The sequence below is a fragment of the Spiroplasma sp. BIUS-1 genome (genome assembly GCF_010365805.1).
Lineage (GTDB): Bacteria > Bacillota_I > Bacilli_A > Mycoplasmatales > Mycoplasmataceae > Spiroplasma_A.
In genome coordinates this window covers 510,985-524,529 of sequence record NZ_CP048386.1, presented here as the reverse complement: position 1 = coordinate 524,529, position 13,545 = coordinate 510,985, and the positions used below count along the sequence as shown (strand labels likewise).

The 13,545-nt window shown below is 27.4% G+C and carries 9 protein-coding genes; all 9 read left to right on the top strand.

Translation table 4 applies throughout. The features are described from left to right. Nucleotide 1 precedes the first annotated feature (1 nt). Nucleotides 2-2,044, top strand: a complete 2,043-nt coding sequence (locus SBIUS_RS02490) for a PTS transporter subunit EIIC (RefSeq protein WP_162684927.1) — start codon at nt 2-4, stop codon at nt 2,042-2,044. A gap of 26 nt (nt 2,045-2,070) precedes the next feature. Then, nucleotides 2,071-3,522, top strand: a complete 1,452-nt coding sequence (locus SBIUS_RS02485; RefSeq protein ID WP_162684926.1) for a glycoside hydrolase family 32 protein — start codon at nt 2,071-2,073, stop codon at nt 3,520-3,522. A gap of 3 nt (nt 3,523-3,525) precedes the next feature. Further along, nucleotides 3,526-4,449, top strand: a complete 924-nt coding sequence (locus SBIUS_RS02480) for a carbohydrate kinase (RefSeq protein ID WP_162684925.1) — start codon at nt 3,526-3,528, stop codon at nt 4,447-4,449. Between the two features lie 134 nt (nt 4,450-4,583). Next, on the top strand, nt 4,584-5,309 hold the full coding sequence (locus SBIUS_RS02475; protein ID WP_162684924.1) for a MurR/RpiR family transcriptional regulator: 726 nt from the start codon (nt 4,584-4,586) through the stop codon (nt 5,307-5,309). 95 nt (nt 5,310-5,404) lie between these two features. Then, nucleotides 5,405-7,963 carry a glucose PTS transporter subunit IIA gene (locus SBIUS_RS02470; protein WP_162684923.1) on the top strand — a complete coding sequence of 853 codons (2,559 nt, stop codon included), beginning with the start codon at nt 5,405-5,407 and terminating at the stop codon, nt 7,961-7,963. Nucleotides 7,964-7,974: 11 nt separating this feature from the next. Continuing rightward, on the top strand, nt 7,975-9,426 hold the full coding sequence (locus tag SBIUS_RS02465) for a glycoside hydrolase family 1 protein (protein ID WP_162684922.1): 1,452 nt from the start codon (nt 7,975-7,977) through the stop codon (nt 9,424-9,426). An 81-nt stretch (nt 9,427-9,507) separates the two neighbouring features. Continuing rightward, nucleotides 9,508-10,266: a hypothetical protein gene (locus SBIUS_RS02460; RefSeq protein WP_162684921.1), complete on the top strand. Its 759-nt coding sequence runs from the start codon at nt 9,508-9,510 to the stop codon at nt 10,264-10,266. Nucleotides 10,267-10,348: 82 nt separating this feature from the next. After that, a complete protein-coding gene (locus SBIUS_RS02455; RefSeq protein WP_162685270.1) occupies nt 10,349-12,016 on the top strand; it encodes a PTS transporter subunit EIIC in 1,668 nt (555 codons plus the stop codon). A 1-nt stretch (nt 12,017) separates the two neighbouring features. After that, nucleotides 12,018-13,457, top strand: a complete 1,440-nt coding sequence (locus tag SBIUS_RS02450) for a glycoside hydrolase family 1 protein (protein WP_162684920.1) — start codon at nt 12,018-12,020, stop codon at nt 13,455-13,457. Nucleotides 13,458-13,545 lie beyond the last annotated feature (88 nt).

Genomic DNA, 13,545 nt, shown 5'->3' with positions numbered 1-13,545 from the left:
CATGGCAAAAGTAAATTATGCTCAAGAAGCACAAAGATTTGTCGATGCAGTTGGTGGACAAGCTAACATTGAATCATATTTACATTGTGTTACAAGATTACGTTTTAATGTAATTGATAAAGATAAAGTAAATATTGATGCAATTAAAGAATCACCAATTTGTAAGGGAACTAATTGAAGCTCTACTCAATTACAAATTATATTGGGTACAGGAGTTGTTGAAGCAACTTATGCTGAAGTTCAAAAAATATTAGAAGTAAATAGTGCAAAAGAAACAAAAAGTGATTCTTCAAAAGGTGAAACATTTGAAGAGTTTGCACTAAAAGCAAAAGCAAACAAAGAAGCTTTTAGAAATAAAGGTGGAAAATTTGCTTGAGTACAATTAAGTATGAAAACATTGGGAGATATATTCTTACCAATTATTCCTGCTATTGTGGCAGCTGGTCTTGCAATGGGATTTGCTGCATTAATTAAAACAATTGTTAAACAAACAGGTGGACATGTTGATGAAAGTCAATTGTTATGAGTAATCATTAACATAGTAACAAAAACAGCATTTGATTCACTTGCTGTATTAGTTTGTTGATCAACAGTTAAGAGGTTTGGTGGAAATCCGGTACTAGGAATTATTATCGGATTAATGTTAGTATCACCGTTATTGCCAAATAAAGGTGATATAACAATGTGAAATACTCAATTGGATTTCATAAAAAATAATAAACCCGCTATTCAGGCTATTAATGAACAAGCGGGTTGATCTAATCCAAATAACTTATTAGATCCTAATACAAATGCTTGAATTCAAGCTTGAATTAATGCTACTGACAAAAATCCAGTTTCAGAAACAACTCCTTTAAAATTATTATTCATACCAATAACAGGTTACCAAGGTTCTGTTTTACCAGCTTTAGTTATTGGTATTGGAGTTGCTTACTTAGAAAAATGAATTAAAACATGAATGCCTAAAGCTGTGAATATTATTTTCACACCTTTCTTAACAATTACATTATCATTGTTAGTTGCTTTATTAGTTTTAGGTCCAGTATTATTACTAGTTGAAGATGGTGTTTTAATTGCAACAACTGCAATTCTTAAATTACCTGTAGGTATTGGAACAGGTTTAATTGCTGGTTTATTACAAGCAATTGTTGTTACTGGTTGTCACCAAGTTTTACAAGGACTTGAAATGCAATTAGTTATAAAAGGTGGAATTCCAAATGCTCAAGGAGTTATGGAAGGTTCAATCTTTAACGCGATTTGAACTGCATCAATCATCTCACAAGGTGGAGCTGCAATGGCTGTTGCTTTAAAAACAAAATCAAAACAAGAAAAAAACTTAGGAATGTCTTCTGCTGTATCAACAATGTTTGGTATTACAGAACCTGCTATTTTTGGAGTTAACTTACCAAAAATTAAACCATTCATTTATGCCTCAATTGGAGGATTTGCTGGTGGTCTATTTGCAGGAGCATTTTCAGTAACATGTTCAGGAATGGGAGTTACTGTATTGCCAGGATTACTTCTATATACTGACAGTATTAGAAACTTATTTATGATTATCTTAGTTAACTTAATTTCATTTGGTAGTGCGTTTGCATTAACATTCTTCTTCTACTGAGAATCAGGAAGAAAAGTTACTCAAAAAAGAATTGATGCTTATGCAACAAAAGTTGTTAATGCAGAAATAGACTTGAAAAAATTCAAAAAACAAACTGACGTTAAAAATCATGAACAAAAAGTTGAAGCTTTCGAAAACAAATTAGAAAAAATGAAAGCTGAAGAGAAAAAACTTAAAGAAGATAAAGTTAAATATGAAGCTTATGTTCAAGAAGTTGCAAAACTAAAAGAAGAAGAAAAAGCTGAAAAAGAAAAAATGAAAGCTGAAAAACAAAAAGCAAAAGAAGAAAAACAAAAAGAAAAAGAAAAATTAATGAACCTAAAAGAAGATCCAAAAAAATGAGAAGCTCATTTAGCAAAAATTAAAGAAGAAAAACAAAAAGAAAAAGAAGCTAAAAAAGCTGAAAGACAAAAACTAAAAAAATAATATAAACCAAAAACGGAGAACAAAAAATGAAGTGAGAAAAATATAGTTTAATAAACGAAAGTCACTTAGAGTTGTTCAAAGAATATCATGATAAAAAAGAAAGTGATTGATATAACAATCAATTTCACTTATCAGGATATGCTGGTTCTACAAATGACCCAAATGGTTTAGTATACTTCAAAGGACAATATTTTGTATTTATGCAAAGTTGTCCTTTTAGTATAGAACACTGAAATAAATCATGAGGACTTTATACAACAAAAGATTTCATAAATTATACTTATGAAGGTTTAACTTTAATACCTTCAAATGATTATGATAAAAATGGAGTATTTTCAGGAAGTGCAAGAGTAAACTCTCAAGGAGAGATGGAAATTTACTATACAGGAAATATAAAATTTAATGATGTTGATAGAACTAGTTATACTTTAAAAGCTTTAATTGACTTAAAACAAAAAGTTGTTACAAAAGAACTTTTATTTGAATGTGACTTAGAAAAATATACAGGTCACTTTAGAGATCCAATAGTATTTGAAAAAGAAAATAAATTATTCATGTTAAACGGAGCACAAACTTTAAACAAAGAAGGTGTTCTTAATGTTTATGAATTTAATGGTGAATCATGAGAATTTAAAAAAGATGTTTTAATTGACCAAGGAGATGAACAAAACTCTTACATGGTTGAATGTCCAAACTACTTTGAATTAGATGGTAAAGAATATATTTTTGCTTGTCTTGAACAAGATGCTCCTTTAAGTGAAGGAAGTCACTTTGTTAAATACAGAGAAGTGGAAGTGGATGGAGATGCTAACTTTAAATTCAAAACTGAATTAAGAAAAATTGATTTAGGTTTTGATTTCTATGCACCACAAGTATTTTCAAATACTCAAGACAGAATTATTATGTTAGGTTGATTGGGAAATTCAAAATCAAATCCATTCCCAGAAGAATTAACAACTTGAAGTAATCATTTAACAATTCCAAGAGAATTATTTGTTAAAAATGATTTCTTATATCAGTTACCAATCAAAGAAATTGATAACTTAAGATTAAATGAAATTACAAAAGAAAATGATTCTTATACTTATGAAAACGGATTGGTTGAAATATTGGCAGACAATATTTCAAATCAAGATTTTGAAATTAAAATACAGAGCGAAAATAAATTTATAATTTTAAAAAACATAAACAATAATTTCTCAATTGACAGATCAAAAATGGATTACAATGATGAAGATAACTTACCTTCAATCATTAATTTTGATAATTTAGAAATTAAAAATGTTAGAATATTAGTAGACAGAAGTTGTTTAGAAATATTTATCAACGAAGGTCAACATGCTATATCTTTAAGATTCTTTATTAAAGAACACAATAAAGTTACAGCAAATTTAAATAACTTAAAAGTTATCCAACTTGATTCAAATAAATATGTTTGAAATAATATAATGTTTAAAAACGAATTAAAAGGAAAATAAATTATGAAAAAAATAGTATCAATCGGTGAAGTTTTAATGGATGTATATTCAGAAGCAAACAAAACTAATGCAGTTGTTGGAGGAGCAAGTTTTAATGTTGCTTGTTCAATTGCAGCTCTTAAAAATAATGAAAGTTATTTTATGGGAAGTTTAGGAAATGATGATTACAAAAATGAAATTAAAACTTTTATAGAAAAATATGGTATCAAAACTGATTTCATTCAAGAGTCACAATTGCCAACAACAATTGCAAAAGTTACTCTTGATGAAAACAAAGAAAGATTTTTTGAATTCACAAGAAACAGTGATGCAGACTTTCAACTATCAAATTTTTCACAAGACCAATTAAAAGAAATTGACTTTATTCACTTTGGTAGTGCAACAGCATTGCTTGAAGGTGATCTAAGTGATTCATATTGAGAACTATTTGACTTTGCAAAAGAAAATAATATTAAATTCTGTTTTGATCCAAACTTCAGAGACAACCTTTGAACTACTGAAGCAGAAATCAAAGAATTTATTAGACTATCAACTCCGTTTTTAGACAAAGCTGACTTAATTAAATTAAGTGATGAAGAACTTTTATTAGTAACTGGAACTAATGAACAAGAAAGAGCTATTAAAGTACTTATGGGATTTAATCCAAACGCTTTAATTTGTATTACAAGAGGAAGTAATGATACAATGTGTGGATGAAATGGTGAAATCATTTATGTTCCAACAGTTGTTTGTGAAGAACTTGCAGATACAACAGGAGCTGGAGATGCATTTATATCAAGTTTAATTAATGAATTTGTTTCAAAAGACATTAATAGTGAATCTAGCAAAGAAGATGTAATTGAAATTGTTTCAACATCAAATAAATTTGCAAACCAAGCTGTTAGATACATCGGAGCTCTAACTTTCTTGGACCATTTAAATAAATAAACTTTATGAATGCTTATTAACAAAACGTATTAAATTTTTTAAAACATTTTATTAAAAGTAAAATGTTTTTTTTTTTTTTTTTTTAATAATGAAGTAAAAAAAATTATAATTAAGATATTAAGAGGTATAAATGAATGACATCTGTTTTTGAAAAAATAGAAATTATGAGCAAAGATTTTGAAGATACTACTTTCAAACTAATTGCTAAAAAAATATTGGAAAACACAAAGAAAGGTAAATTTTACAATCAAGAAGAGTTGGCTAGTCAAACTTTCGTTTCAATTTCAACATTAACTAAGTTTTCAAAAAAACTTGGTTTTTCAGGTTATAGAGAATTTATATTCACTATAAAAAATGAATGATCTAAATATGATTGAGAAAAATCAAAAAAAGTAGATACTGCAGAAGTAGTTGATTCAATTCAATCATGAATTTCACAAAATGAAGATTTTATAAATCAACTTGTAGAAAAACTTAAAACTGCTGAGATTATAAATATATATTCATCTCAACAATCTTTTGATTGTTCTAAATATCTAGCAAATCTTTTAATTGAAAATGGAAAAAATGCAATTCTTTTAAATAATGAATATAGATATAAAGAAAGAAAAACTCCAGCAAACGGAGTTAATCTAGTTGTTTTAACAGGAAGAGATAATGATACTTTAGTAGATAACTTTTCAAAGTCATATGATCCAAATGTTGCAAACTTTTTAATTGTTACAGAAAAGCAAGAAAACAAAATTGAACTAGACTTTACAAATAAGCTTTTAATTAACTTTGAACAAGACAATTCTAGATTAGACACAAGAATAGTGGCTTTAAACTTACTGTTCTTTACAATATCTAATAAACTTTAAAAACTACACAATTAGTAAAGTACTTGACTGAATAGAGAAATCTATTCTTTTTTTTCAAATAAAATGGAAAATATTATTGTAAAGGGGGAAGTTATATGGAAATTAATCTATATGCGCCAGTTGATTGTGAAGTAAAACATATATCAAAATGTAGCGATGATGTTTTTGCACAAAAGATGCTGGGAGATGGAATAGTTGTTATACCAGAAAATGGTAATTTTGTATTACCATTTGATAAGGCAAAATGTTCAATGACATTTGATACAAAGCATGCTTATGGTTTTAAAATAAATAACCAATTAGATGTTTTAATTCATTGTGGTATAGACACTGTTAAATTAAATGGAAAACCATTTAATCCTAAAGTAAAAGTTGATCAAAACTTAAAACTTAATGATGCAATATTTAGTGTTGATTTAGAAGTTTTAAAAGAAAATCAAATAACAAGCGAAACACCTATAGTTTTTGATCCAACAAGTGCTGAAGATATTCAAATTGTTGGTTTAAAAGAAGGTAAATACAAAAAAGGTGAGTTGATTTGTAAAGTAAGTTACAAAACAGCTGCACCTGAAAAAAAAGAGAATGGGATAAAAGAATTTAAGTCTAAATACCAATTAGCAGCAGAACATTTTGTTAATGCTGTTGGTGGAGAAAAAAACTACTCAAGAGTTTATAACTGTATGACAAGACTTAGATTTAACATAAATGATAAAGCAAAAGTTGATGAAGCTAAAATTAAACAAAACGAACTTGTAAAAGGTTTAAACTGAAATGGTGATGAACTACAAATCATTATTGGTGGAGAATGTTACAAAGTTAGAGAAGAAATTGAAAAAGCTCATGATTATTCAGGTTCAACTGTTGAAGTGAAAGCAAAAGTTCACAAATCAGTTGGTTCTATTATCATGGAGGGAATAGCTGGAATTATGGTTCCTATTATTCCTGTGTTAATGGCTGTTGGTATTTTTGGAGCATTATATGCAATTACAAACCAAATTGGTTGAACTCAAAACCTAGATGGTTTAGATAAAGAGGGTAATCCTATATTTATCCAAGATGTTAACTTATTAACTGTTATTATGTATGTTTTACAAAAAGTTGGATTAAACTTAATAGGTATATTCTTTATATACAATACAGTTAAATATTTAAATGGTAATACAATATTGGCTATATTTGTAGGACTATTACTTACATCAAGAATTTTCTTTGCTAGTTCTGGAGATCCAACTCTACCAGATCAATGAAAATTTGGACAATTAATGTCAGAGGGTAATTATGGTATATCTGGTTGATTCTTATTCAGAATATCAGATTATCCTGTAGTAATAAAAGCATATGAAGGAAGTGTTCTTCCATTCATTCTTGCAGGATTCTTAGTTACATACTCAGATAAATGAATTAAAACTTGAATGCCAAGTTCAATTGATGTTGTTTTTAGAGCAGCGTTAGTTATATTCTTTACTGTTGTACCAGTATTGTTTGTTGCAGGACCGATTTTAGGATTGGTTGAATTCGTAATGGTTATGTTAGTAAACCTAATAGGTACAATACCATTTGGGTTTGGTGTAGCAATATTTGCCATTATATGACAACCATTAGTACTTACTGGATGTCATATAGCAATCGCTATGACAATGATGTTGCCAATAATTTCACATCATACACCTTCACCAATGCTACCAGCAGTTACTGTTGCTGTTATGGGTCAATTAGGTGTTGTAATTGGAATTGGTTTATTTTCAAAAAATGGAAATTTAAGACAACTTGCTTGAAACTCAGTTCCAGCTGGAGTCTTTGGAATTACAGAACCAATAATCTATGGTATAAACTTACCTAAAGTTAAACCATTTATAATAGGTTCATTAGCAAGTGGTGTTGGAGGATTTATTTGTGGAGTGTTTGGAGTTGTTCAAAACAGTGTTGGACCACAAGGTATATTAGCTGTTTTAAACTACGATAAACCAATGGATAAAGTTATTCTTCTAATTTCTTTCTTGGCAACTATAATTGCGGGAATATTACTTTCATTCTTCTTCTATAGAGAAAGAAAAAATGAATATAAATACTCAATTAAATTATCAAAAAGAATTACTAAGTTATTGAAAAAAATGGAATTTGAAAACGTTCAATCATGAATTGAACAAGCAGATAAATTATCTTTAGAGTTTAAAAATAATAAAGAAATAATTATCGGTTATGAAAAATATATTCAAAAATTAACTTCAATAGAGTCAAAAATTGCTAGATTAAACGGTATTGAAGAAAAAGTGAAAACTAAATTATATAAAAAAGCTACAAAAGCTCAAGCAAACGAAAAATTAGATCAAGAGAAAATTGATTTAATCGTAAACAAATATAATGAATACAGTTTAGCAGATAAAATAAATCCACTGAACTTACAAAAAGAAGAGTTAATCAAAGAAAATGTTGCTATGGTAAAAGAATACAAAGAAACAATTAAAAAACTTGAACAAGACTCAAACAAAACAGTTGAAAACATTTCAAAACAAGCAAACAAAGTTGAATTACTTCAATTTAAAGACTTATATTGAAATGCTGCAAACACAGTAGAAGTTGGTTATGGATTTATTGAAGAGAAAAAAATTCACTTCAATAAAGAACAAAAACTAAACTTATTAGCAAAAGCTTAAGGAGGCAAATTATGAAATTTGTTAAAAAAGATTTCTTGTGAGGGGGAGCAACTTCTGCTTCACAAGTAGAAGGAGCTTATGATGTTGATGGTAAGTCACTTACTATCGCTGAAATGAGACCTTTCAACCCAAATTTAGATCGTAAAAGTATAGGGGAATTAAATGCTTATACTAGAGAAGACTATGAAAAGTCAATCGAAAACAAAGATGGTTTGCATTATCCAAAAAGATTTGGTGTAGACCAATACAATAGATATAAAGAAGATATAGCTTTATTTAAAGAAGCTGGAATGAACATTTATAGAATGTCAATTGCATGAAGTAGAATTTTCCCAAATGGAGATGAAGCTGAACCAAATAAAAACGCAATTGAATTTTATAGAAACGTTTTTACAGAGTGTAGAAACTCTGGAATGGAAATAATGTTAACTATTCAACACTATGATGTACCTTACCCAATTACTAAAAAATATGGTGGATGATCAAACAAAGAAGTTATTGATCTTTACATCAAATTTGCAACAGTTATCATGAATGAATATAAAGATTTAGTTAAATATTGATTACCATTCAACGAAATCAACATTGCAACTCACTCACCTATAACAGGGTTGGGTATTTTCAAAGAAGATTTTGCAACTGAACAAGAATATAAAAATGCTGCATGACAAGGTTTACACAACCAATTTTATGCACAAGCTAAAGTAATTGAAATTGCAAAATCAATCTCATCTAATTTAAAAATGGGATGTATGGTTGCTAACATTGAAACATATTATGCTGACTGTAACCCAGTTAACGTATTAGAAAACTTAAAATACCAACAAATGGAAAGAGATTTCTATTATGATGTAATGGTTAAAGGGAAATACCCAACATATTCAAAACGTTATTTTGAAGAAAACAATGTTAAATTCGAAACAACCCCAGAAGAAATGGAAGTTATAAAAAATAACCCAATTCATTACATTACATTCAGTTACTACATGACTTCAACAATGTCAAAAGACATTAGTGAAACATCAGGAGGAAACTTATTAATGGGAGGAAAAAACCCATTCTTAAAAGCTACTGAATGAGGATGACAAATCGATCCAATTGGTTTAAGAATTACTTTAAACGAGTTGTGAGATAAATACCAAATTCCATTATTCATTTCTGAAAATGGAATTGGAGTTGTTGAAACTTTAAATGAAAACAACACTGTAGAAGATGATTACAGAATTGATTACTTATCAGAACACTTCAAACAAATGAATGAAGCTATTATTGATGGAGTAGATGTATTTGGTTATACAATGTGAACTCCAATTGATGTTGTAAGTTTATCTACAAATGAAATGTCAAAACGTTATGGATTAATCTTTGTTGATTATGATGACTATCATAAAGGAACTGGAGATAGATTCAAGAAAAAATCATTTAGTTGATTTAAAAAATTCAGAGAAACTGGAGAACTTTAATATAAAAATCCCAATTATATAAATATAAATTGGGATTTTTATTTATATAATGTAATTGATTTGAAAAAAGGAGTTGAGTAAATGAATTCTATATATAGAAACATTGATAATTTGGGTAGGGAAAATAGAAACACGGTATTTAAAATAATTTCTAAACAAATATTGTCTGACTTTTCGAATGGTGTTTTTTTGAGTCAAGATGATCTAGCGATGAAATGCAATTGTTCTAAATCAACTATCACAGCTTTTTCAAAAGCGGTTTTAGTAAGTGGTTACAGAGAACTTCAAATAAGATTAAAAATAGAATATGAAAATAATTTTGAAATAAATAATAATCAAAAAATTTATAATCAAAAAAATAAAGAAAATTTTTTAGATACTACTAACAATAATCTAAAAAATTTTATATTGAAAAATCATGAAAAAATTTTAAAATTTATTAGTAAAGATAATAAAATAATAAATATATTTTCCAGTTACCAAACAAATTTTTCAACAATTTTCTTAAAAGATGTTTTGGATGAAAACAAAATTACAAGTAATGTAATTAATCTGGAAAAAGATGTTCTTACTTTAAAAAACATAAATTTAGAATCTTGTAAATCATTATTTATTTTTTCTGGAAGAGACAATTCATTTTTAAAAAAGTTTTTGGATTACATCAACTTAAGCAAAGAAGATATTATTGTAATTTCTTCACTACAATGAAAAGAATATCTAGATTCAAAAAAAGTTGAAGTTATATATTTTGATAATGAAAATTTTAAAAGAAATTATATTGATAGAAACTTTATTTTAATTTATATGTGAAAGTATCTTGATTACTTATTAAAATTTTAATGAACTAGTTTTTAAAAATCAAACTAGTTCATTTTACTTTCAAATTTATTTCATTTAAGTGAAAATATTTTTGGAGGATGTTATGAAATTTACAAAAGAAGAGATAGAAAAATTAACTAATCTCGTTGGAGGAGTTGGTAATATTGAAAAAGTATATCACTGCATGACGAGATTAAGATTTATAGTTAAAGATATGAACTTATTTCAAAAAGATGAAATTAAGAAATTAACTTTTGTATCAGGTGTTGTTTTATCTTCAGGTGAATGACAAGTAATTGTTGGACCTAACGTAACAAAGTTGTATAAATTATTTTGTGAGCAAAATAAAATAGATGTAAAAAAAGATGATAAATCTGAAACTGACTTAGAAACAAAACAGCCGAAAAGATCTTTTTTGACATTTATTTCCCAAGTTTTTGCACCACTCTTAATTATTTTAATAACAATTGGATTTTGAGAAATGTTGAGGTTACCAATATTTTTAGCAGCAGAGTCTAACAAAAATGTAGGTTGACTAAATGAATTAAATGATTTAAATAAAACAATTTCAAGAGGTCTTATATATTTTGTTGTAATAGGGGTATCATGATCGACATTTAAATGTATGAACTCAAATCCTATTTATGGAATAGTTATAGGTGCAGCTTTATGTAATCCTTATCTAACTGCATTAAACGATATCGAAGTAGCAGAAGGATCTACAATTTTAGCTTCAATGCCTAGTTGAAATATATTTGGATTCCCATACCCTTGAAAAATATCATTTGAAGGATTAGTGCTTCCAATGGTTCTTGTTGCTTATATTGGTTCTTTAATTCAAAAGGGATTAGAAAAAGCTAACTTTGGTAGTTTTAGAATGCTAATTGAACCTACAATTGTAATTGTTTCAACAATTTTTATTGCAATATTGTTCATAGCTCCAGTTGGTTTGTTGTTTACTAGTTACTTGTCAATTGCTTTTAACTATTTAATGACTAATGGGATAACTAAGTATATATTTACACCACTTATTGGGGCAATGTACGCACCAATGGTTATCTTTGGTATTCATAGATGTATAACACCAATATTAATGCAAGATATTGTTCAAAATAACGGTAGCTTAATTATGGGTTTATTAATAATTTCAAACGTAAGTACAGCAGTTGCAACATTTGCATTTGGTTTAAAAAATAAAAATTGTAAAAAAGTAAGACAAGTAGCTTATAGTAATTCGCTTTCAGGATTTGTTGCTGGTGTTACTGAACCTTGTATTTATTCAGTTGGTATAAAATATATATATCCTATGATAGGTTCTGTTATTGGAGCATACTTTGGTACTTTACTTTATACATCTGCAGGTGTTTGAACAACAGCATCACCATTTGGTATTCTTGGAGTAATTGGTTTTGCTTCAAGTGCTCCTGAAAGTATGAATTTAAATACTTGAGCTGGAGGTAACTTCTTATGAGGATTCTTAAGTTTAGCAACAACAATTAGTGTTAGCTTTTTAGCGACTATGATTTTGTCAAAAGTAAAAAGATTTGAAAAGAGAACTAATGAAATTCTTAAAGAAGAATATGATTTTGATTACAAAGTAGTAAATGAAAAAGTAGAACAATTAAAAAAAGATTATAAAAATGATTTAAAAAATCTAATAAATAAAAATACAAAAAATTTAGACAGAGATTTAAAGAAAGAAAATTTAACACAAATTAAAATTTTAAAAAAAGAAACTAAAAATCAAATAAAAATATTAAGAGGAGCATAACATGAAAAAAATTAACAATGATATCTTGCTTGGATGTTCAATTTCAGCAAATCAAGCCGAAGGTGCTTTTGATGTTAATGGAAAAGGACTTTCTATTGCTGAACTAAGAAGATACAATCCTGATTTGGATCGCAAAGATATTAATACAGAAAGAAAAATGACAAAAGAAAAACTTCAAGAAGCTTTAGAAGATGATGGGACTTATGTTTATCCAAAAAAATTTGGAGTTGATTTCTACAATAGATATAAAGAAGATGTTGAATTAATTGCGAATATGAAAAACGATTGCTTTAGAACTTCAATTGCATGAACTAGAATCTTTCCTAATGGAGATGAAACTGAACCAAATTTAAAAGGGTTAGAGTTTTATGATAATTTAATTGATGAGTTAGTAAAAAATAAAATAGAACCTATTATAACTATTTCTCATTATGAAATGCCATACAACTTAGTTGAAAAATATGGTGGGTGAAAAAATCCTTTGATAATAGATTTCTATTTGAACTTTGCAAAAACAGTTTTAGAAAGATATAAGGATAAAGTAAAATACTGAATACCGTTTAATGAAATTAATGCAGCAAATTATAGTGTTTGAGCAGGAGCTGGATTAAGAGATGATGAACATCCACAAATTTTAGGATTATCAATGATTGCTTTGAATAATATTTTTATAGCTAATGCAAAAACTATTAAGTTGGGAAGAAAAATAAATTCTAATTTTAAATTTGGTTCAATGGTAGCTACAATGCTTAGTTACTATGAAAACACAGACCCTCAATTGGTTCTTAAAGCAGAGAAGGATCAACAGTTAAAAATTTATTCTTTCTTCGATGTTTTGCATAGAGGAGAATATCCTAAATACACTTTAAATCTTTTTAAAAAATTTGATTTAGATTTAAAACTGTCTGAAGAAGACAAAAAAATTATGAAAGAAAATACTTGTGACTTTGTTGGTTTTAGTTATTATATGAGTGGAGTTGTAACAGAAAATGAAGGTGGGCTTACAGAAGGTAATCTTGCAAAAACAGGTAAAAATAAGTATTTAAAGGAAAATGATTGAGGATGACAAATCGATCCAATTGGTTTAAGAATTCTTATGAATAGACTTTGAGATAGATATCAAAAACCATTATTTATTTTAGAAAATGGTATAGGTTATGATGAGACTCTCTTGAACAACAAGGTTGAAGATGACTACAGAATAGAATATATAAAAGCTCACTTAGAGCAATTACAATCAGCTGTAGAAGATGGTGTTGAGTGTATTGGTTATACAGCATGAAGTTTAATGGATATAATATCCCATGGAACTAGTGAAATGACAAAAAGATATGGTTTCATTTATGTGGATCAAGATAACTTTGGTAATGGAACAAAAAAAAGAATTCCTAAAAAATCATATGAATGATTTAAAAAAGTTTGTGAAACTAGAGAACTTTAAAAATAAAAAATCTAATTTTTAAATGAATTAGATTTTTTATTTATCAAGTAAAAAACATTTATAACTTTCAATTATTATTTTTGTTATA